Source organism: Winogradskyella sp. HaHa_3_26 (assembly GCF_019278425.1).
Taxonomy (GTDB): Bacteria; Bacteroidota; Bacteroidia; order Flavobacteriales; family Flavobacteriaceae; genus Winogradskyella; species Winogradskyella undariae.
The window spans coordinates 3292669-3316027 of sequence record NZ_CP058981.1 but is presented as its reverse complement, the minus strand read 5'-3'; the positions used below and the strand labels follow the sequence as shown (position 1 = coordinate 3316027).

Here is a 23359-nt window from a genome sequence, read left to right as displayed (position 1 = left end):
ACTACCAACTATAACACAAATTTACATTGAGGAATCACTGAGATTGATAAAGCGATTCCTCTAAAACAAAATTACTAACTGATTATCTATTTAAGACTAATCAACTTGCTTCTTAGTCTTTTTACTTCCTTCGTACATTTCGTATTTTACTAACCTAGCTTCAAGTTTAGCATTAAATACTTTTATCTTTCTTGAAGGTCTTAATCCTACAAATTTTAAAGCTTCAAGATTAGAAGTGATTAACCAAGCGTTGGTATTTGGGTAACCATGCTTTAAAGTAGAACCAATATCTCCGTAAAATTCTTCAACATTTAAATTATCTAAACGTTCTCCATACGGAGGATTAAAAACCATATGTAGTTTCTCATCACCTGATTTTTGAGTTTTGAAAAAATCTTCATGCTGAATATGTACAAATTCATCTAAATGAGCATTCTTCATATTTTCCTTAGCTTTAACAACGGCTGAAGGAGATTTATCGTAACCTAATATTTTATGATGAAAATCTCGTGTTTTCTTAAGTAACGATTCTTCTATTTTTTCAAATAAATCTACATCCCAATCTTCCCAACGTTCAAAACCAAACTCTTTTCGCATTAAATTTGGAGGAATATTACAAGCAATCATCGCTGCTTCTGCTAACATAGTTCCACTACCACACATCGGATCCATAAAATCAGATTGACCATCCCAACCGCTCAACATTATTAATCCTGCTGCTAAAACTTCATTAATCGGTGCAATATTGGTAGCCGATTTGTAACCACGTCTGTGTAATGATTCTCCAGAAGTATCTAGAGAAATTGTACAACGTTGGCGATCTATGTGGACATTAATTTTTAAATCCGGAAAACGTAAATCTACATCAGGACGTACACCTTCTTTTTCTCTAAAACGATCTACAATAGCATCTTTAGTTTTTAAAGCTGTGTATTGCGAATGTGTAAACACACTATTATGAACCGTAGCATCAACCGCTAAAGAACCTGTAGCCTTTAAATATTCTTCCCACTTCATATTCTTTACGTTTTTGTAAAGATCCTCTTCTCTTGTCACTCTAAAAGAATGGATAGGTTTCAATATTTTAATAGCTGTCCTTAGACCAAGGTTTGCTTTATACATAAAACCTTTATCGCCTACAAAACTTACATTTCTAACTCCTTTTTCTACTTGCGTAGCACCGAGTTGTGTAAGTTCATTTGCTAAAATATCTTCGAAGCCAAATAAAGTCTTGGCTAACATCTTGTAATTATTGTCCATGAGTTCCGTCAAATAAATTGCAAAAATACGCTATTTTTGCAGGATGACATCCTAAAACATCAACTAGGATATATCATTATAAAACTTAAACTAAAAATGATGATCTTTTTTTTAGCTACAAAGAGGTTATACGCACGTTATAATCGTAATGATTACTAATTATATTAACTAAAAAGGCTCCTATTTTCATAGGATATAAATATGACTAAATCAGCAGAACATTGGTACGCATCATGGTTTGACACACCTTACTACCATATTTTATATAAAGATAGAGACTATACAGAAGCTCAAAATTTTATGGATAATCTTACGGATTATCTTAATCTACCGGAACAAGGCAAAATTTTAGATTTAGCATGTGGTAAAGGAAGGCACTCTGTGTATCTAAATTCTTTAGGATATAATGTTACAGGAGTTGATTTATCTGAACAAAGTATTACGCATGCCAAACAATTTGAAAATGAAACTTTAGAGTTTAAGGTTCATGATATGAGTAAGCCATATCCTGAAACTTTTGATGCCGTTTTTAACCTATTTACTAGTTTTGGTTATTTTGATGATGAAAAATGTAATCTTGAAACCATTAAGTCTATAAAATTAGAATTAAATGAATTTGGTTTTGGTGTCATTGATTTTATGAACACAAACTACATTATTGAAAATTTAATTCCCGAAGATGTAAAAACTGTTGATGGAATTGATTTTCATCAAAAACGTTCTGTAAAAGATGGCTATATTCTAAAGGATATTAGTTTTGAAGCAGATGGACAACATTTTGAATTTCAAGAACGCGTAAAGGCATTCACCTTAAAAGATTTTGAAAAACTTTTTGAAGAAGCAGGTGTATATTTGTTAGATGTATTTGGAGATTATAAATTACATAAATACCACTCACAAACATCTGAACGCATGATTATGATTTTTAAGTAAATTACTACATGAATAGTTATTTATTACCTCTACTCGCGGTTATTATAGGTGTCGTTATTGCTTTATTAACTAAAAAGCAAAAACCAATTTACACCAAATTACTACTATCATTTAGTGGTGCTTTTTTATTAGCGCTAACACTTTTTGATTTGTTACCAGAAGTCTATGAACATGTAGAAGCCAAACTTACAGGTTTGTATATTATGTGTGGTATTCTGCTTCAAATTATATTAGAATTCTTTTCTAAAGGAGCAGAACATGGGCATGTGCACATTCATAAAAATGATAAAATGTTTCCTTGGATGCTTTTTATCAGTTTATGCATTCATAGTTTCTTAGAAGGTTTTCCTATTCATAAACACAATGATATGGTTTATGGTGTTTTAATACATAAAATACCAATCGCCATATTAATTACTACGTTTTTACTAAAGTCTAGTTATAGTAAATTTCAGATTGTAACATTTTTGGTTATTTTTTCTGCTATGACTCCTATTGGTACATTGATTTCAAACCATTCTAGCTTAATGACGACTTATGTAGATGTTATAAATGCCTTTGTTATTGGTATCTTTTTACATATTTCTACTACTATTTTGTTTGAAACAGGTGAAGGGCATAAGTTTAACTTATCTAAACTTGTAGCTATTTGCTTAGGAATATTAATCGCTTATTTTATTTAAATGTTTTCAAAAGAAGAATCAAGATTATTAAGACAAGAATTCTGGATTAGTTTCGGAAAATCATTCCCTAGAAAATGGCTTTTATATGATACAAAAATCAAAGGGTTTTCATTTAAATTTTATTTCGATACAAAGTCAGCTTTAATTGCCTTGGATATTGAAGATGATTTAGAAAACCGAATTAAATATTGGGAAAAACTAACATCTTTAAAAGGGATTTTAAAGAGTGACTATTTACCTGAAATTATTTTTGAAGAAGAATATTTACTTGAAAACGGTAAAGAAATCTCTCGTATTTATCTACCATTAGATCAAAAAGTATCAATCCATAATAAAAACACATGGCAAGATGTTATGGTCTTTTTTAATGAGAACATGGATTTACTTGAAGGTTTTTTCCATGAATACAGCGATATAATTAAGGATTAATCATTTTAAATATCCAAAAACTTATTAAAATTCTTATTTAAAAAGAACTTTCAAATAAGTTATTGATTAATATATACTTTAAAATTGACTCATAAAAAAGAGGCTGTCTATATATAGACAGCCTCTTTAAATTATAATAGGTTTTAATTAAACTATTGCTTAATCACTCTTATTGTTTCTGTAGCATTACCAATTGTTACTCTAACAAAATAAGTACCTGTTTGTAAGTTAGACATATCTAAATCACTATCAACAGTATTTGGAGTAGCTCTTAATACTTCTTGACCTAACATATTATACATTACTACCTGCTCTATTGTATTTTGAGCATTTAATGTTAATGTATTTTTTACTGGGTTAGGGTAATATGTAAAAGTAGCTTCACTTTCAAAATCATTTACAGATAATGCTGCGTTACTAACCTCAAATACTCCTACATGAAAATCATAATCAAATGAATCATCAGTTTCACCATCAGATGCAAAGAATGCAAACTTTACACTACCAACCATGCTACTTAAATCTACAAGATAATCTGTACCCGTTACTAATGGTTGATTGGTAACATTCCAAGTTGTAATATTTGTCCACGTTACACCATCATCTGAAGTCATTAATAACTGTACTTCATCATCCGACCCCATAACATCAGTATTTGTTTCTGTACTTACCCCTGAGGATCTATAATCTGTGACAGCAACTTTAACCAAAAGTGCAACTGCTCCCATAGCATCTAAATCAAAAGAAGGAGAAACCAACCATTCTCTATCATCGTTGTCGTAAAGATTAATTACATTACTATCTATTATATCTCCATTATCTGTAGTAAAAGCTCTACCACTTTTCCAGTCTGAAGCACCAAAGCCAGAAGGTCCATCTATAACTTCTCCTATGCCTGCTTCTTTCCAACATAAATCTGGAACATTAGAAGACATATCTGCAGTATAGTCTACTGAAATTGCTTCGCAAGGTGTTTCAAATTCAAAAGGACCTACCCATATTGATAAATCACCACCAGTACAATCAGCCTGAACATAAAATTGATAAACCGTTGTTTCTGTTAAACCAGATTTAGTAAATCCACTTGCAACACTAACGTCTGTAGCAGTACCTGTTGGTACCTCACCAGAAACAACAACCTCTACATTATATAAAGACGTAGTACCATTTTCAGTCCAAGATAAATCTGCTGTAGTTGTTGTAATATTTGTAGCACTTAAATCTGAAGCTTCTAAACAAGAAGGTATAGGCTCAACAACAATATTATCTATATTATATGATTTATAATCCGCTGTTTGCCCATGCTTAAAGCCCAAATACATATCTGTACCTGCAGGAATGTTTACAATAAAACTTTCATAATCTGATGTTAATAAAGTAACTGTTTCAATTTCTGTGAAGGTTGTAGGATCTGAAGGATCAGTTAGTGTACCAACAATAAATTCATTTGCTAAACTGCCATCTAAATCAAATCTAACTCTATTATCACCTGAGGATAAATCTGTAGTTTGAGGACTTACTAAAATGTAATCTCCAGAAGAATCATAACTATTATACATATAAAATGAGTTACCATCAGTAGAGTTCACATAACCATAACCTAAACCACCATCTATAAATGACCAACAATTTGGTACAGTAGAATTATTTGATGTACCTGCAGCTGTTAAATCAAAGTTTTCAGAGTAAGGTACAGTGAACAATTCACAGTCTGTTGCAAAAGTAAATGGACCAGCCCATCCACTTAAATCTCCACCTGTACAGTCTGCTTGAACATAATAAAAATAGCTTGTACCTGAAGTCAATCCTGTTTTTGTAAATCCGTTAGCAATACCTGTATCTGTTGCAGTACCAGTTGCAGCTTCACCTGCTTCTAAGACTTCTATATTATATGAAGTTGCTGAACCATTTTCAGTCCAAGCTAAACCTGCTGTAGTTGTTGTAATGTCAGTTACTGTTAAATCAGAAGGAACTGGACAAGTCTGATTAATACCATTTAATATAATATTTGGTATATAAAAAGGCATCTGACTTGCTGTTTCTGGACTAGCAGGATCAAAAACTGAACTATCCCTATATGAAACAATTGATTGTACTGAAGAAACAGCCGTTGATAAGAAATCATCACCTGAACCATCATAACTTGGGGCTGTTTCATTTACTGCAATCACAAGGTTATCTGTACCATTATAGTTAAAATCTGTAATATCAATGTTTATCCACTCTGAACTTCCTGCTCCAACAACAGTTATTGTTCCCTCAAAAACCTGAGTTAAAGTACTTACATCTACCCAATCAGTGTTTGATGTGAATTCAGTTTTTGTAGTATATCCTATAAAAACAGTCCATTCTTTTGAAGCATCAATTGTAGAATTTCCATCAAATTGATATGAAATGTCCGTAATTGTGCCATTAGCATTAATTTGATTAGATGTATAAATTGTTTGTGAATAGCTATACCCAAAATATGGATTTATAGGAAGATTTTGGGATTGATTTGTGCCATCACCTATTTGTACTTGTGCATTAGATTGCCAACAAAAGGTTACTAATACAAATAACATCAATGTAATTTTTTTCATAAATTTATATAATTAAGTTAGTATTCTTTAAAAATATGTTAAATCATAAAAAGAAAACTATCATTTAACAATGTAATCGACTAAGCGAAAATATCAAAGATAAACGGCATTAATAGAAATAATGATTAAGAGAAAGTCATTTTTACTTTAATTAACTCTTAATTTATAACAATAAAAAAAGCCGCTAAATTAGCGGCTTTTAATAAAAAATTATAAAGGTTAATTAAACTATTGCTTAATCACTCTTATTGTTTCTGTAACATTACCAATGGTAACTTTTACAAAATAAGTACCTGTTTGTAACTGCGACATATCTAAATCACTATCAACAGTATTAGGTGTTACTCTTAATACTTCTTGACCTAGCATATTATACATTGCCACTTGCTCTATTGTATTTTGAGCATTTAATGTCAATGTATTTTTAACTGGGTTTGGATAGTAAGTAAATGTACTAATAGCAAAATCTGAAGTAGAAAGAGCATTCTCAACAGTTATTTTATAATCTTCAACTTCTCCTCTTCCATTGCCAAAAGAACAAGCGTCATTATCACCAGGTTCATTATCATTCCAATCAATAAGCACTCTCATTCTATAATCGCCATCGGCTGTTCCTGCAGGTACTTCTATTGTTCCTGTAAAAGGCCCATTTCCATAAGCTGTTGTTGTAAACATAACTTCAGAAATATCAAAAACATAATCATTGTTCCAATCTACCCATATAGCAGCACCAACAGAACCTCCTTCGATTTCTAAACTAAAGTCAAAGCTTTCTTCTGGAGCAAGACTAACGGTATGTGTATCAAAATAATTACCATAGTTATCCGTTGCAAAACCAGAAGCAGAATTATCAATATTCACACCAGAAGCATCTGTTGTAGTGAAAATATCAATATATGTACTAGCATTTGTTCCGGAAGGAAAGCAATAACCTACATTGAATGTAAATGGACCTGCCCACGCACTTGTATCACCACCTCCACAATCAGATTGAATATACAAGTCATACAATGTATTTTCAGTCAATCCAGAAACTGTTGTGGTAAGACTAGTTACATTACCAGAATCTATAGTACCAATACCTTGCTCATTTCCAACAGGAACGACTTCCCAATTATAACTTTCAGGCGTTCCATCATCAGGAGTTCCCCAGCTTAATTCAACTGAATCAGGAACAACAAAAGCAGCACTAAAGCTTTCTGCTTCTGGTGCAAAACACGTTGGCGCTGGATAAACACAAAGTTCAAAATCTATAGAACTAGAATTATAAGTAGCCACAGAAATCAAATACGTTTCACCTGCCGTAAGAGTTTCATCCAGTGAAGAGGAATAACAACTTGAATTAATTTGAGTTAAACTACCACAACTACCAGAATAAATAGATAAATAAGTAGATGATGTAGCTGAAACTAAAGTTCTTTCTACATTATAAACACCAGATGTTGTAGGTGTAAACTCATACCAAACTTCGTTATATAATGTTGAGCAACTATAATCTGCAGAGTTAGTAGCACTCTCCGTTGTTCCTGCTACTGAATTATTACAAGATGCATCAGACTCATTAATGACAATAGCATTAGCACAGTCATCATTAGCTGGTGGTGGTGCTGGTGTTCCTACACAGATATCAAAGGTAGTCTTAGTAATAGAATATCCATAAACTCTTACTAAGTATGTATTTCCAACTGTCAATTCTGAAACACTAAAAGAATTGGGATCAGAATCCTCAACAACAACTAAATTGGCACAATCTCCAGTAGCATCATAAAGTCCCATTGCCATATCAACATTAGTTCCTTCAACTGCAACCACATTGTTTAGCTTAATTTCATGTGATGTCGAAGTAGCTACAAAACTAAACCAAACATCATCATCAGGAGTACCTACAACATCATCTTCTTGAGAAGAAGCTGTAGCACCATAATTTGTTCCACTTGTTACTACAGCACACTCTAAATCAGCATTTACTGTTAATGCTATGGCATTATCACAATCGTCATTTGCTGGAACTGGTGGTGGGCATGTAAACTCAAATGTACCGACAAATGAATCACAAAATACACCATCAAGAACATCTAAAGTAATCGCTACTTCTTCTCCACTAGTATAAGGTCCTGCTATAATAGTACCTACAACTACTGGATATGTGTTTGTTCCATCGTCAAAAACACTACCTGCATCACCAGCATCAGATACCACTATTTCTACATTATATGTTCCTGTTCCATCTGGGTTACAGCTATCTTCTACTGCTATAGAACTGTCAATTGTTGGTCCTGTACATGTTGGTGGGGGACCACAAATAATATTTGCTTCCCAACCTGTTTCTTGAACTGAAGAATCAGAAGAAAACTCAATAGTTAACGCACCAGATGCATCTGTAGATGTAAATGAATCCCCTAAATTAATCCTATAGCTGTCACCTGGATCACCTCCGTCACCACTTACTTCTCCACACAAAGTCTCAGCTAAAATAGGATAAGTATTATCTGGGCCATTATAGATAGTTAAATAATCATAACATCCGCCAGAAGTACTATTTGATTCAATATCAACATATGTAAATACAAGCGTTACAACATCTCCAGAGTTTTCAGGTGTAATAGTTGTAGAAGATGATTCATTAGAACCATAACTAGCTTCTATTCCTCCAGAATCCATAAATACTTCGCCACAAACCTGGGCGTTACTTGCATAACCTACAAGTAACATTGCAAAAAACATTAGCGTAATTTTTCTCATTTAAATAAAAATTTTAGTTAGTAATTCTCTAAAAATATGTTAATTATTTAGAACAATCTTAGCTTTAACTTTTGAATCGTTTAAATGAAGAAAACATCGACAAAAAAAACACTAATAAACTAAAGTGTTAAATATTTAACACAGTTTTTAGTTCTGTATTAAAATTAAGAAGCATAAAAAAGCCGTTATGAATAAACATAACGGCTAAAAGTATATAGATTATTAAACTTGTTATTGCTTATCTACAAAGGCTTCCATAACAGCATCACTAACTCCCATATTACTAAAACCACCATCATTATATAAGTTTTGTAATGTAACACGTTTTGTTAAATCACTAAATAATGTTATCGTATAATTAGCACAGTCCATTGCTGTAGCGTTTCCTAACGGAGACATCTTATCTGCATAGGCAATAAAGCCATCAAATCCTTTAACTCCACTACCTGCAGTGGTTGGTGTTGGTGACTGAGAAATTGTATTAACACGAACTTTTTTATCTTTTCCGAAGAAATAACCAAAACTACGCGCTACACTTTCTAAAAAAGCTTTGTTATCTGCCATATCATTATAATCTGGAAAAACACGTTGTGCAGCCATGTAAGTTAAAGCAACAATACTTCCCCACTCATTCATTGCATCTGCCTTATAAAGTGTTTGCATTACTTTATGAAAAGACATTGCAGAAACGTCTGTTCCTTTTTGTGTCCAAGCATAATTTTGATCTGTATAATGCTTTCCTTTTCTCACATTAATAGACATACCAATAGAGTGTAAAACAAAATCAATTTTACCTCCTAAAATCTCCATAGATTGCTCTACTAAGTTTTTTAAGTCTTCTTCTGATGTAGCATCAGCAGGGATTATTTGTGATCCTGTTTTTTCTGCAAGTTCATTAATTTGGCCCATACGCATTGCTACTGGTGCATTTGTTAAAACAAACGTTCCTCCTTCTTCATGCACACGTTCTGCTGTTTTCCAAGCGATAGAATTTTCATCTAATGCTCCAAATATGATTCCTCTTTTTCCTTTTAATAAATTATAAGACATGTTATTTTTTTATTTATTGATAAGCTATATTAAGAGTTCAAAGTTAATAAAACTTTAAACTTATTAATCGGTTTTAATTTCTAAATCTTTAATTACATCATTCCGCTCATCCAACCAATGACCGTCACTATATGTAATGACACCAAATTCTTTATGATAATATTTATCTCCGTTTTGTAAATTTTCATTATTCGGAAAAATATAATCAGGAATGCATTCATCATTAACAATGATGTGATTAACATCACAAGGATCTTCATCATCATTACAAGACACTGATAATAAACTTGTAATAAAACACAGAATTAGAAAATAATTTTTCATCTCTAAAAGTTAATTCAACAATTCTTTTGCATGCGCCATGGCAGAATCTGTAATTGCTAAACCGCCTAGCATCTGAGCAATTTCTACCACACGTTCGTCTTCTGTTAATTTCTTTAGATTTGTGTGAGTAACGTCGTCTATATCTGTTTTAAAAACTTTAAAATGCGAACTTCCCTTGGCAGCAATCTGTGGTAAATGCGTAATTGTAAACACTTGCATTGTACGACTCATCTGCTTCATTATATCTCCCATTTTGTTAGAAATTTCTCCAGAAACTCCGGTGTCAATCTCATCAAACATTATGGATGGCAATTGTACATATTCTGCTAAAATAGATTTTATAGCTAACATAATACGCGACAACTCACCACCTGAAGCTGATTTTTTAAGTTCATTGAAACTAGAACCTTTATTTGCCATAAATAAAAATTGCAAATTATCTTTTCCGTTTTTAGCAAAATGATCAAGTGCTTCTAACTCTACTTTAAATTTAGCATTTGGCATACCTAACTCAGCAAGAATAGCTTCTAATTTAGAAACAAATACAGGAATGACCTTTTTTCTGTTTTTATGTATTTTTAAAGCTATATGATTTAACTTATCATTAGCTTTTAAAATTTCTTGCTCTTTATCTGCTATAGATTGATCTAAGCTTTCTGTATTATTAATTTTTAATTGTAATTCGTTTCTAATTTCAATTAACTCATTAATATCTAAAACAGAGTGTTTTTGAAATAGGTTATTAATTATCTGAAGCTTACTATTAATACGTTCTAGTTCTTGAGGATCTGATGATAATTTTTCTTCTAAATCATCAATTTCTATAAGAATATCATCTAACTCAATACCGATACTAATAATTCGTTCCTTTAAGTTTTCATATGAAGTACCAAAAGTTGCAATTTTAGACAATTCTTGTTTTACTGAATTAAGCTGATCTGTAACTCCTAAATCTTCAGCACTTAATATTGCTTTTGCACTTGTTAACTTCTCTCCTATTATTTCAACATTATTTAATTCTTCAAATTGTGCTTCTAAATCTTCAAGATTTATTTTCTCTAAATTAATTTCATTTAATTCTTTAGATAAAAAGAGGTTATAATCGTATTCTTTTATCAATTCAGATTTAGATGATTTTAATTCTTCTAAAGATTTCTCAAGTTTTTTATAAACTTTTAATTGTTTAGAAAATTCACCTAAATTCAATTTATTTGCAGCCAAAGCATCAATAACCTTAAATTGATAATCGTCTTGCGTTAATTGTTGTGTTTGCTGCTGTGAATGGATGTCAATAAGATTACTACTTAATACTCCTAAGCTTTCTAATGTTACTGGTGTATCATTTATAAATGCTCTAGATTTTCCTGATGGTAAGATTTCTCTTCTTATAATGGTTTGCACATCATAATCTAAATCTAAAGCTTTAAATAGAGTTGTTAAATCATAATTAGCAACATCAAAAACAGCTTCTATTACACATTTCTCCTTGGCATTTTTTACCTGACTTAAATCGGCGCGTTTTCCTAAAACTAATGACAAACCTCCTAAAAGAATAGATTTACCGGCACCTGTTTCTCCTGTAATAATAGTTAAACCATTATTAAATGATACTTTTAACTCATCTATGAGCGCGTAGTTTTTTATGTAAAGTGATGTTAACAATCGTCTATAATTTAATATTGTAAAATTAATATTTTACGGATTAGTAAAACACAAAAAGAATTTAAATATTCTATCTTAACAAGAAGAATAAATTGGTCATATAAACACGTAAATAATGTGTGTTTTAAAACTTAATATTTCTCCATTTTTGAGAGTGAATAGGCGCAATTTTATTTAAGATATCCACAGCGTCAGTAATATTAACACTTGGTCCTCCTGATAAAATATCCATAATTTCATCTGCTTTTGCATCGAAAAAGACGCGCATTAAATAAGAATTTGGTCTTAGGCTATGTACTTTATTTAAATCTTCTAATGATGCAATGATTTGAGACTTGCCTTCTTTAGCACCATTATTCATTAAATCTAATCCTTCAATATGATATTTGTACATCGCCGATCTCATACCTTTATATATCGGAGAGGTTAGATTGTTTATTAAAGAAAAACGAGACTGTAATCCGTCTTCTAATTTCCAACCTTGACCACTTAACTGTTGTGAATAACTTGCTATTGTTTGTGCCTGATTAAAATATTCATCACCTCCATTTAGTTCAAAAGAATCTGCATCCATTCCTAAAATCATATACACATGAAATGATAAGACTGAAATTAAATTAGATTCGAATTGCGTTGGATTAAAAACTAAATTTTGAAATTCTAAATATTCGAAATTAAAAGTTCTATCATTATAATTATAAACAGGTGTACTGTAAGTAGAATTAAAAACGGGTCTTGATGAAGATACTTGAAGCGTAGCAGAAAATAAATTGTTACTCTGTTCTGTAACATTAATTACCATACTGCAATTAATACGCTCTTGCTGACCAAACTTTTTATCTGTCCATTTAGTATTATTTACAAACTCTGTAAGCTGATTACCTAAAGTTTTAAAAATAACATCATTTTCATTACCTGTCTGTTGAGCTAAAACAGTTACTGTACAATTCAATTCCTGTGCTATAACAACAGAACTGCATAAAAAAGCAAATAATAAAAATAGGTTACGCATGAGTTTGTTTTAATATAAGGTGCATTAAATCTTGAGCAACTTCTGCTTTTGATTTTAGTTCATTTTCAATAACAACATTAGCTGATGTTATAAATGTAACTTTATTTGTTGACACTCCAAAACCTGCGCCTTTATCTTGTAATGAATTAAGCACAATAAGATCTAAATTTTTAGATTCTAATTTTCCTTTTGCATGTTCTAATTCATTGTTTGTTTCTAGAGCAAAGCCAACTAAAAATTGATCTTTTTTAATTTCACCTAGTGACTTTAAAATGTCTTTAGTTTTTTCTAACTCAATAGTAAACGTTGAATCTTTCTTTTTTATTTTCTGAGTAGCAACATTCTTAGGTTTGTAATCTGCAACTGCAGCAGATAAAATAGCAATATCTGATGTATTGAAATGTTTATGCACTTCGTTATACATATCTTCTGCACTAACCACAGATTTTATACTAACAAGATTGCTGATTAAGGTTTGATGCGTTGGCCCAGATACTAAAATAACTTCTGCTCCTAAATTTGATGCTGCTTTAGCGATTTCAAATCCCATTTTACCACTAGAATGATTTCCTATAAAACGTACAGGATCTATAGCTTCATGTGTTGGTCCGGCTGTAATTAAAATACGCTTGCCTTGCAATGGTAATTGATCTAAAACATCCTTCTCTATAAAACTAAGTATATCCTCTGGCTCAGCCATACGACCTTCACCAACTAAACCACTCGCTAATTCGCCAGTGCCAGCAGGAATCATTTTATTTCCGTAAGAGATTAATTTTTCGAAGGAGTTTTTTGTAGATTCATGTTTATACATATCCAAATCCATTGCCGGAGCGAAATAAACAGGACATTTAGCAGAAAGATACACCGCTAAAAGTATATTATCACAAACACCATTGGCCATTTTAGCCATAGTATTAGCTGTGGCAGGAGCAATAACAAAAAGGTCTGCCCAAAGCCCTAAATCTACGTGGTTGTTCCAAACTTCATCATCTTCATTTTCATCTGATTCACCAACAAAAGTGGAACATACAGGATTTTTAGATAATGTTGAAAGCGTAAGAGGAGTTACAAATTCTTTAGAAGCAGGTGTCATAACGACTTTAACGTTAGCACCTGCTTTAATGAATAATCTGACTAAATTAGCAGATTTATATGCGGCAATACCAGCGGTAATACCTAATAAAATATTTTTATCCTTAAGAATAGACATCTAAGGCTTTTTTATTTATGACTGAGTATCATCAGCATTTCTGTGATAAATTTTATTATCAAGCCATTCTTGAACAGCTAAAGCATGAGGTTTTGGCAATTTTTCATAAAACTTAGAAACTTCAATTTGTTCTTTGTTTTCGAAAACTTCCTCAAGACTATCATTATAAGTTGCAAACTCTTCAAGTTTGTCAATTAACTCTCTTCTGATATCTGTATTAATTTGTTCAGCACGTCTAGCAATTACAGAAATGGCTTCATAGATATTATCTGTTGGAGCATCAATTTCGTTCTTATCATAAGTTATTGTACTTACTGGTGCATGTGTCTTTTTTAAATCCATCATTATAATGTTCAACTTTTAGTAGTAAACGTATTTAATTGTTGTTGTAATTCCTCTTTCATTTCAATCGAAATCTCCGAATGATCCGAATTTGGATATGCTTTTATTAAAGCGTCATAATAAGATATCGCATCTTTAATTCGTTCTTCTTTTAAGTAATTCACACTTAAAATAGCTAAATTATATGCAGAATCATATCTATAATAAAAAGCTTCACTTCTTAAAGAAGCTCCTGGAAACTCAAGTAAAAAATTATTAAATGATTTAATTGAAGCTTTATATTCAGCAATCGTATTATATTGTTTAGCGATTTCAAACGCTTTTTTCTCTAATTTAAAATCTAGTTCTTTAACTAAAGTATTAGCTTCATCTAAATATTGAGAGTTTGGATACCTATTTACAAATAATTGTAACTTCTCAATAGCCTCAATAGTTTCTTTCTGCTCTTTAGAATAAACTGGAGAATTAAAATAATATCCTTTAGCTGCTAAAAATGCTGCTTGTTCTGCTTTTTCACTTTTAGGATAGATATCTGCAAATTTATCAAAGTGAAAACTTGAAATATAATGATCCCCTAGTTGATAAGAACACATGGCATGCATGAATGTTATTTTCTCCGCTTGTGGTTTCCCTCTATACTGTTGAAGAATTTGTTCTAATAGTTTGTAAGACTTGCTCCACTTCTCAGCATTGTATAGCTCTGTAGCCATATCATACTTAGCAGCTGTATCTTCAGATTTCAGTGCTTTTTGATAATCGCTACAAGAAACAAAAAAGATACTTATAAGTAATATGTAAATTCCTCTCTTCATAAATATTAAACAGTGTGCAAAAGTAAACATTATTAACGGATTTTAAAAACAATTATTATATGCTAAAGTAAGCCTTGTAAATAGGCCTAAAATCAATTTATATAAAATTTAACTTTTACCTAAAACTTTTAGCTCAGATTCTATTTTAGATTTTAACTGATCTGTAGCTTCTACAAGAGGTAAACGCACATCTGGTTTTGAAATATTTAAAGCACTTAAAACAGCTTTAATTCCTGAAGGATTATTTTCAGAAAAAATAAGAGCAGTTATAGGCATTAATTTAAAATGAATATCATAAGCTTCTTTAGCTTTACGTGCAATACCTAATCTTATCATTTCAGAAAATTCTTTAGGTAAAGCTTGCCCTATTACAGAAATAACACCAGACCCACCAGCTAAAGCAACGCCTAAAGCTAAATCATCATCACCAGATAAGATTAAAAAGCCTTTTGGTTTAGATCTTAATAATTCTAAATATTGATGCACATTATTTCCTGCTTCTTTTACAGCTACAATATTATCAAAGTCTTTTGCTAATCTTAAAGTTGTTTCTGGAGACATGTTTGATGCCGTTCTACCAGGAACATTATATAAAATAATAGGTTTTGGTGCTACTGCAGAAATCGCTTTAAAATGCTGATAAATCCCTTCTTGTGTAGGTTTACTGTAATAAGGAGTTACAGATAATATACCATCTATAGTTGAGAAATCTGTAGATTTAATTTCTTCAATGACACTCAAAGTATTGTTTCCACCAATTCCTAATACCAATGGTAATCTTCCATTATTAATTTTAGAAATAAATGTTATAAGTTCTTTTTTTTCTGCTGGCGTAACCGTTACACTTTCTCCTGTTGTTCCGCTTATTACTAAATAGTCTGTACCATTAGCAATATTATATTCTACTAAACGCTCTAAAGCATCAAAATCTATGCTTAAATCTGCATTAAATGGTGTAATTAAAGCAACACCTGTCCCTATAAATTTGGTCATTATAATTTTTTTAAAATATTTAAGTATTTTTTTAATTCTTGTTTAAAAATATTGATATCCTTTAAATCTACATCAATTATTAAATCATATAAACGTTCATCTTCTGATGAAATTCCTACTTTAAAAGCAGCTTTAGATGCTGCGGTTATTAAATTTAACTGTGAAACATCATTTTTATAAAAGCATATTAACAAATCAAAAGGCGTATTAATAAAAGTCTCTAAATCCGCATTTTTTATTTTCCCTTTCCATCCAAAATCTTTAGGACTAAAATGAGCATTCCATTTATTATGCTCTAATTTATCATCTAAAGTAAAAGCTACAATTTTATGCTTAGTCGAATTTAATCCTAATTCTTTAAAATAAACTCTGAAAACTTCAAATTCATGAAATTCACTTGAGTTAAGCAGAACGGCAACGGTCTTTATTTTATTACTATTAACATTAGATTGACGTGTAGTCAATAATTTGTTAATATATTTTCGATTAGATTTTTCTTTAAATGCTTTTAAAATCATTTACCTTTACATTTCTGCAAATTTAATAAAAGCACTCATATATTATTACAAACTTCATATAAGTTATTCAATGATACTTAAACATATTTTTAAACTCTGCTTATTGTTGCTCATTTTTTCTTGTGCATCACCTAAATTATCAAAAATAGAAGGAAAACGTATTGTTATAGATAATGACATAAAATCTGATCAAGCAATAGAAGATTACATCAAACCTTATAGATTACATGTTAATAAAGATATGGATAGTGTTATTTCTTATGCACCAGAAACATATACTAAAACGGACGGTAAATTAAATACAGCTATTGGAAATTTAATGGCTGATGCAGTTTATAGCGAAGGAAATATTATTTTTAATAAACGAACTCAAAAGAATATTGATTTTGTTTTACTTAATCATGGTGGTATTCGTTCTATAATTTCTAAAGGAAATATTACAACAAGAACAGCTTTCCAGGTAATGCCCTTTGAGAACTCTATTGTTGTAGCGGCACTAAAAGGAACACAGATTAATTTAATGATGGAGTACCTATCTAAAGCAAAACGTGCCCATCCGATATCAAGTCAATTACAATTAACTTTAGATAAAAATGATGCTGTGAGTTCTGCTACTATTAATGGAGAACCTATAGATAGTAACAAAATATATTATGTTGCCACCAACGACTACCTTTATGATGGTGGTGATGGAATGACATTTTTTCACCCAAATGAAGGGTTATATTCCTTAGACTACAAAATAAGAAATATTCTTATTGATAATTTCAAAAAGAAAGATACTATCAATCCTAAACAAGATCAACGTTTTATTAAATTAGAAGATTAAATTATGAAAAGAAGAGATTTTATACAAAAATCAACTGCAGCAACTGTTTTAGCAGGTGTTGGAGCTCTAAGTTTACAGTCTTTTAGTTCATCTAAAACGAAAAAAATCACCATTTTACATACTAATGATGTACATAGCCATATTGATCCTTTTGGACCTGAAGATGGTCGAAATGCTAACAAAGGAGGAGTCGCAAGACGTGCAACATTAGTTGAATCTATAAGAAAAGAAAACCCTAATACCTTATTATTAGACGCTGGTGATATTTTTCAAGGAACACCTTATTTTAATTATTACGGTGGTGAATTAGAGTTTAAACTAATGAGCATGTTAAAATATGATGTTGCCACTATTGGTAATCATGATTTTGATAATGGTATTGATGGTTTATATAATCAAATTCCTCATGCTGATTTTGAATTTGTTTCTGCAAATTACGACTTTTCAAATACAGTAATGGATACACATGTTAAACCTTACAGAATCATAAGTAAAGATCGTATTAAAATAGGCATATTTGGTTTAGGTATTGAACTCGATGGATTAGTTGGTAAAGACATGTATAAAGAAACTGTTTACCATAATCCGATAGAAAAAGCACAAGATATGTCTCGCATATTAAAAGAAGAAGAATCTTGTGATCTAGTGATTTGTTTATCACATTTAGGTTATGAATATAAAAATAGCCCAAACAAAGTTAGTGACATAAGTTTAGCGAGAGCAACAAAAAACATAGACCTTATTATCGGTGGGCATACGCATACTTTTTTACCGAAACCAACAATTGAAAAGAACAGCCTAGGTAAAGATGTGCTTGTAAATCAAGTGGGATGCTTTGGTCTTTATCTTGGTAAAGTTGATTTTTACTTTGAACCAGGGAAAAAAGTAGCTTCAGAAGGTGTATCTATTGTGGTTTGATGACCATATTGAATTTCATAGGGTCAAAAAAAGTTCTTATGTAATTATATGATTACAAATTCCGCTTCTAAATTGAAGAATTACAATAAAATATGAATAATTCATATTACAAAAACTTTATTTATAAAGGCTGAAAACATATTGATTAAGCCATAAAGCACAAAATCAATAATTTAGTAAGTATAGTATGTGTTTTATTTCTATAAAACATCCAAGTCTTCATCACTATATTCTGTAATCGGATCAGTAACAGGATGTTGTGATTGAATGTAGAAAAACGAAAATGCGACTACTAGAAATGTAGAATAAACGAAACCTAAAATATTAATATCTAAAATATAAAAATAGGCTAACTGAATTATTTCTGAAAAGACCATAAATATAGCTCCTATTAAAAAAAGCATAGATTTATTATTATTTCGATACATATAATTAATCAATGCAATTGATAAAAGCATCATTATAACTGCATTATAAAAATACTCAAGTATATATTCATAATAAGTAAAAGCACCTTCTGTAGTACTTGAAATTAACGTCACACAAAAAATATCTAGAATCACTAAAATTACTATAGGAACAGTCAATTGAGACAAAACTGCTTTCAAATTAAAGTGAATAAACATCTTTATGATAAGTAAAGTATAAGACAATATACAAAGCATATTAGCTACATAATAGAGATAATCTGGCTCTCCGTCTTCAACCATTGGCATAAACCAAATTATAAAACTTATAATATGTGCAGATGTAAACAGTAATAAAAATGATGAGAATAGTTTTGACTTATTCTCTGTCCAGCCCAAATAAAGATATGTGAGCAAAATAAATGCTAATGTTCCTACAGCATCTCCCTCTACTTCTAAAGCTAAGCTTTGAAGAAGTATATATACAGACCCCAAGAGCAATATAATTATTTTTAAAATTCTATGTACTAACATTTAATTAACCCCTTAATTACAACAACAAATATAAATATTTTTAACACATTAACGCATATTAACGTATTTAATCGATAAAATATTTGTATTAACGTAAGAATTTACTTGAAATCAGCTAAAAACGCCTCTTCTGTTAAAATACTGATACCCAAACTCTCTGCTTTTGTACGTTTACTCGGCCCCATTTTATCTCCTGCAATTAAAAAGCTTGTTTTAGATGAAATAGACGAAGACACTTTGCCGCCATTATCTTCTATTAGCTTTTTAAGCTCATTTCTAGAAATTGTTTCAAATACTCCTGATACTACAAATGTTTGTCCTTTTAGTTTTTCTGTTTGGTTGGCTAATTTATCTGCTGATATTTCTAATTGCACACCAAAACTTCTTAATCGTTCAATAATCTGTTTGTTTTCTTCAGAACTAAAAAACGCAACAACACTTTGCGCAATACGTTCTCCTATTTCATCTACTGTCACTAAATCTAATATAGAAGCAAACATTAAAGCATCAATAGATTTATAATGCTTAGCTAGTTTTTTAGCCACTGTTTCTCCTACATAACGAATCCCTAAAGCAAAAAGCACACGCTCAAACGGAATTTGCTTCGAAGCCTCAATACCATTTACTAAATTAATGGCACTTTTCTGTGCCATACGCTCTAATGGAATCACTTTCTCTACCGTTAACTCGTATAAATCAGAATAGTTATTTATAAGACCTTCTTTAACTAATAAAATCACAGTCTCACCTCCTAACCCATCAATATCCATCGCTTTTCTAGAGATATAATGCTGAATTCTTCCTGCAACTTGAGTTGGACAGCCATTATAATTAGGACAATAATGTTTTGCTTCTCCTGCTAATCTTACGAGTTCAGTATCACATTCAGGGCAATGCTTAATGTATTCTGTAGGCACAGAGTTTTCTGGACGTTGCGTTAAATCTACCGCAATAATCTTTGGAATAATTTCACCGCCTTTTTCTACAAATACAGTATCTCCTATTCTTATATCTAATTTCTCTATTTGGTCTGCATTATGAAGCGAAGCGCGCTTAACAATAGTCCCAGCCAATTGCACGGGTTCTAAATTTGCTACAGGCGTAATTGCTCCTGTACGCCCTACTTGGTATGTAATTTCGTTTAATAAAGTAGAAACCTGTTCGGCTTTAAACTTATAAGCCATAGCCCAACGTGGTGCTTTAGAGGTAAACCCTAATTCATCTTGTTGGTGCAAATTATTTACTTTTACCACAACGCCATCAATTTCAAATGGTAAATTGAATCGATGCTCGTCCCAATAACTAATGTATTCTAAAACTTCATCAATTGAATGTACTAATTTAGCTTCTTGTGGCACTTTAAATCCCCAAGATCTCGCCTTTTCTAAGCCATCAAATTGCGATTCTAAATTCAGGTTATTACCAATAATACTGTATAATAAACATTCTAAAGGGCGTTTAGCAACTTCTGCACTATCTTGTAGTTTTAAACTTCCTGAAGCTGTATTTCTAGGATTCTTATAAGGTTCTTCTTCATTTTCAACACGTTCTTCATTCATTTTTAAGAAGCCTTCAATAGGTAAAACAATTTCACCTCTAATATCAAAACGCTCCGGAAATTCGCCTTTTAATTGCAAAGGCACCGTATTTATCGTTTTAATGTTCGCTGTAACTTCATCGCCTTGCACACCATCACCACGTGTTACCGCTCTTAATAATTTTCCGTTTTCATAAGTTAAACTTATGGAAGCTCCATCGTATTTTAATTCACAAGTATAACCAACATCACCATCAACCATTTTTTTAACGCGGGCTTCCCAGTCTAATAAATCTTCTTTAGAATATGAATTATCTAAAGAATACATTCTAGAATCGTGAACCGTTGTTTTAAAATTCTTGGTCACAGAACCACCTACACGTTGACTTGGTGAATTAGCATCAAAAAACTCTGGATGCGCTTCTTCTAAAGCCTGAAGTTCTTTTAATTTAATATCAAAATCGTAATCACTGATCGTTGCATCATCTAAAATGTAATAATTATAGTTATGCTGACGTAATTCTTCGCGAAGTGTATTTATTTTCTCTTGTGTATTCATTCTTTAGGGATGTGTGCTATTAATATTAAAAAGGTTAATTTCTGCTTACGCCAGAATTTAAAGCCCTTCCTTATTTAACCATTTTGGTGCTGGCAATGGTTTGTAATTATTCATTTTTTCTAATAAACCTTCAATAGTGCTATCTACAACAACGGCTTCTAAATTTTCTTGAGATAAGAAACCACGCTTTACCATCATTTTACTTTGCTCAATTAAAGCGTCGTAATAACCATTGGTATTTAAAATACCGATAGGTTTGGTGTGTAACCCGAGTTGTCCCCAAGTGGTGATTTCAAAAAACTCGTCCATGGTTCCAAAACCTCCAGGAATTATAATAAAACCTTCACTCTTTTCATACATAATCACTTTACGGTCGTGCATATTATCCGTAACAATTAATTCAGAAAGTTTTGTATGTACAATTTCTTTTGTTTTTAGGAAGTTTGGAATAATTCCGATAACATTTCCATTATGCTTTAAAACGCCTTCTGCTACTTTTCCCATAAGGCCAATTTTAGCAGCACCATAAACTAAAGTAATATTTTTATGCGCTAAAGTTTCTCCTAATTGGTAGGCTTCATTTAAGATTTCAGGATCGTTACCTTCACTACTTCCACAAAAAACGGCTATACTTTTCATATTATAATTTTCTTCCTTTAAGCATTCTATCATTTCCATTTAAATCTTTCAATAACGCTACATCTTCAAAATGCTTTTCTTCTAACAAAGCTTTCGTCTCTTCTCCGAGATATTGATTAATTTCAAAATAAAGAACACCCTTTGGTTTTAATTTTTGAATTGCGAAGTTAGTAATGGCTTTGTAAAATAACAAAGGATTATGGTCTTCTACAAACAAAGCTAAATGAGGTTCGTTTTCTAAAACGTTAGGCAGAATTTCTTCTTTTTCTAATTCTCTTACATAAGGCGGATTAGACACAATAACATCGAAATAAGATTCGCCTTCAAATTGAGATATAGAATTATAATCTAGAATGCTAGCTTCTACAAATGTAATATTCACTTTGTTGAGTTCCGCATTTTGCTTTGCCATATTTAGAGCCTCACGACTCACATCTAACGCATAAACTTGAGCATTAGGTAATTTTTTAGCCAAAGAAATTGCAATACAACCAGAACCAGTTCCGATATCTAAAATCTTAATTTTAGCAGCCTCACTTTCCTTTGCATGAGATTTAATAATTAAATCTACTAATTCTTCGGTTTCTGGTCGTGGAATAAGAACATTTTTATTCACTTTAAAAGTCAAACCAAAAAACTCTGTTTCCCCTAATAAATATTGAATCGGTTTTTGTGCTTTTAAATGCTTTATTGCTTTAATAAAAAGTTTTGTTTTAGAATTTTCAATCTTAAGTTCAGGCTCTAAAGTCAATTGAATTCTAAGAATATTCAAATAATGTTCAGAACACAAATAGAAAAAGCTTCCCACTTCGTTCTTTCCGTAAATAGCATCTAATTCTGAATGAAATTTATTTTTAAGGTCTAATAATCTCACAACTACAAATCTTTTAGCATCCAAACGGTGCATGAATAATGTCCGGTATTCCCCATTGGTTTTTCAATAGATTTAAAACCTACTTTTTCATAAAGTTTTCTAGCGTCATCCATGTAAGGCATCGTTTCTAAATAACATTGATCAAAACCAGATTGCTTAGCAAAATTGAGACATTTAGCCATCATTTCACTACCTAAACCTTTTCCTCTAGCTTCTGGCATAAAATACATTTTTTGTAATTCGCATATATTACCATCGTAATTATCTAAAGGCGAAATTCCAGCACCTCCAATAATTTCATCTTCATCTTCTACTACAAAATAAGCTTTCTTTGCCTCTTCATAGGTTTCTGTCATACAATCTAATGCAGAATCTTCATAAGCCGTGCCCACTTTAGGAACACCCATTTCTATTAAAACACTCCTTACCGCTTTTGCAATTTTAGGATTATCCTTGGCTTCAATTTCTCGAATAACAATAGTATCTTTACGCACTAAATTTTGATTT

22 protein-coding genes are annotated in these 23359 nt (G+C 31.2%); 5 read left to right on the top strand and 17 right to left on the bottom strand.

Features of this window, described 5'->3' with window-relative positions; all coding sequences use genetic code 11:
- Positions 1–96: 96 nt before the first annotated feature.
- The gene (locus tag H0I32_RS14330; protein ID WP_173588527.1) at positions 97–1260 is read right to left on the bottom strand and encodes a class I SAM-dependent RNA methyltransferase; all 1164 of its coding nucleotides are present in this window, start codon (positions 1258–1260) and stop codon (positions 97–99) included.
- A gap of 201 nt (positions 1261–1461) precedes the next feature.
- Here H0I32_RS14330 and H0I32_RS14325 point away from each other — a divergent pair, with 201 nt between their 5' ends.
- The 3 genes from H0I32_RS14325 to H0I32_RS14315 are packed head-to-tail and all read left to right on the top strand — an operon-like array spanning position 1462 to position 3305.
- Positions 1462–2193 carry a class I SAM-dependent methyltransferase gene (locus H0I32_RS14325; RefSeq protein ID WP_179314346.1) on the top strand — a complete coding sequence of 244 codons (732 nt, stop codon included), beginning with the start codon at positions 1462–1464 and terminating at the stop codon, positions 2191–2193.
- 8 nt (positions 2194–2201) lie between these two features.
- Positions 2202–2876, top strand: coding sequence for a ZIP family metal transporter (locus H0I32_RS14320; protein WP_179314347.1), 675 nt, complete (start codon positions 2202–2204; stop codon positions 2874–2876).
- Positions 2877–3305 (top strand): DUF4268 domain-containing protein, encoded by a 429-nt coding sequence (locus tag H0I32_RS14315; protein WP_179314348.1) that lies wholly within the window; start codon positions 2877–2879, stop codon positions 3303–3305.
- 152 nt (positions 3306–3457) lie between these two features.
- On the opposite strand, the gene H0I32_RS14310 is transcribed toward H0I32_RS14315, so the two are convergent.
- From H0I32_RS14310 to H0I32_RS14260, 11 genes are all read right to left on the bottom strand, one after another.
- Complete coding sequence (locus H0I32_RS14310; protein ID WP_179314349.1) at positions 3458–5887, bottom strand: fibronectin type III domain-containing protein; 2430 nt, start codon at positions 5885–5887, stop codon at positions 3458–3460.
- Between the two features lie 228 nt (positions 5888–6115).
- Entirely contained in the window at positions 6116–8629 is a 2514-nt protein-coding gene (locus H0I32_RS14305; protein ID WP_179314350.1) for a GEVED domain-containing protein, read from the bottom strand.
- A gap of 231 nt (positions 8630–8860) precedes the next feature.
- Positions 8861–9679, bottom strand: coding sequence for an enoyl-ACP reductase (locus tag H0I32_RS14300; protein ID WP_173588521.1), 819 nt, complete (start codon positions 9677–9679; stop codon positions 8861–8863).
- 63 nt (positions 9680–9742) lie between these two features.
- Positions 9743–10003 carry a hypothetical protein gene (locus H0I32_RS14295; RefSeq protein ID WP_179314351.1) on the bottom strand — a complete coding sequence of 87 codons (261 nt, stop codon included), beginning with the start codon at positions 10001–10003 and terminating at the stop codon, positions 9743–9745.
- Positions 10004–10012: 9 nt separating this feature from the next.
- On the bottom strand, positions 10013–11665 hold the full coding sequence (gene recN, locus H0I32_RS14290; RefSeq protein ID WP_179314352.1) for a DNA repair protein RecN: 1653 nt from the start codon (positions 11663–11665) through the stop codon (positions 10013–10015).
- Between the two features lie 124 nt (positions 11666–11789).
- Positions 11790–12677: a DUF4835 family protein gene (locus tag H0I32_RS14285; RefSeq protein WP_179314353.1), complete on the bottom strand. Its 888-nt coding sequence runs from the start codon at positions 12675–12677 to the stop codon at positions 11790–11792.
- The gene (gene coaBC / locus H0I32_RS14280) at positions 12670–13890 is read right to left on the bottom strand and encodes a bifunctional phosphopantothenoylcysteine decarboxylase/phosphopantothenate--cysteine ligase CoaBC (protein ID WP_173588517.1); all 1221 of its coding nucleotides are present in this window, start codon (positions 13888–13890) and stop codon (positions 12670–12672) included. The genes H0I32_RS14285 and coaBC overlap by 8 nt, the downstream gene beginning before the upstream one ends.
- Positions 13891–13905: 15 nt before the next feature.
- A complete protein-coding gene (locus H0I32_RS14275) occupies positions 13906–14232 on the bottom strand; it encodes a DNA-directed RNA polymerase subunit omega (protein ID WP_173588516.1) in 327 nt (108 codons plus the stop codon).
- Positions 14233–14243: 11 nt separating this feature from the next.
- Positions 14244–15044: an outer membrane protein assembly factor BamD gene (locus tag H0I32_RS14270; RefSeq protein WP_173588515.1), complete on the bottom strand. Its 801-nt coding sequence runs from the start codon at positions 15042–15044 to the stop codon at positions 14244–14246.
- A 108-nt stretch (positions 15045–15152) separates the two neighbouring features.
- A complete protein-coding gene (gene dapA, locus H0I32_RS14265; RefSeq protein ID WP_179314354.1) occupies positions 15153–16037 on the bottom strand; it encodes a 4-hydroxy-tetrahydrodipicolinate synthase in 885 nt (294 codons plus the stop codon).
- The gene (locus H0I32_RS14260) at positions 16037–16555 is read right to left on the bottom strand and encodes a DUF6913 domain-containing protein (RefSeq protein ID WP_179314355.1); all 519 of its coding nucleotides are present in this window, start codon (positions 16553–16555) and stop codon (positions 16037–16039) included. Before H0I32_RS14260 ends, dapA begins: the two co-directional genes overlap by 1 nt.
- A 103-nt stretch (positions 16556–16658) precedes the next feature.
- On the opposite strand from H0I32_RS14260, the gene H0I32_RS14255 reads away from it, so the two are divergent.
- Both H0I32_RS14255 and H0I32_RS14250 read left to right on the top strand, forming a co-directional pair.
- Positions 16659–17384, top strand: coding sequence for a 5'-nucleotidase (locus H0I32_RS14255; protein WP_317166997.1), 726 nt, complete (start codon positions 16659–16661; stop codon positions 17382–17384).
- Positions 17385–17387: 3 nt separating this feature from the next.
- Complete coding sequence (locus H0I32_RS14250) at positions 17388–18302, top strand: bifunctional metallophosphatase/5'-nucleotidase (protein ID WP_179314356.1); 915 nt, start codon at positions 17388–17390, stop codon at positions 18300–18302.
- Between the two features lie 200 nt (positions 18303–18502).
- Here H0I32_RS14250 and H0I32_RS14245 read toward each other — a convergent pair whose 3' ends face one another.
- The 5 genes from H0I32_RS14245 to H0I32_RS14225 all read right to left on the bottom strand — a co-directional run bounded on the left by H0I32_RS14245 (position 18503) and on the right by H0I32_RS14225 (position 23346).
- A complete protein-coding gene (locus H0I32_RS14245) occupies positions 18503–19204 on the bottom strand; it encodes a hypothetical protein (RefSeq protein WP_179314357.1) in 702 nt (233 codons plus the stop codon).
- 140 nt (positions 19205–19344) lie between these two features.
- Positions 19345–21339, bottom strand: coding sequence for an NAD-dependent DNA ligase LigA (gene ligA, locus H0I32_RS14240; protein WP_173588509.1), 1995 nt, complete (start codon positions 21337–21339; stop codon positions 19345–19347).
- 57 nt (positions 21340–21396) lie between these two features.
- On the bottom strand, positions 21397–21978 hold the full coding sequence (locus H0I32_RS14235) for a TIGR00730 family Rossman fold protein (protein WP_173588508.1): 582 nt from the start codon (positions 21976–21978) through the stop codon (positions 21397–21399).
- Between the two features lies 1 nt (position 21979).
- Entirely contained in the window at positions 21980–22852 is an 873-nt protein-coding gene (gene prmC / locus H0I32_RS14230; RefSeq protein ID WP_256928774.1) for a peptide chain release factor N(5)-glutamine methyltransferase, read from the bottom strand.
- 2 nt (positions 22853–22854) lie between these two features.
- Positions 22855–23346, bottom strand: a complete 492-nt coding sequence (locus H0I32_RS14225) for a GNAT family N-acetyltransferase (RefSeq protein WP_179314359.1) — start codon at positions 23344–23346, stop codon at positions 22855–22857.
- Positions 23347–23359: the final 13 nt, after the last annotated feature.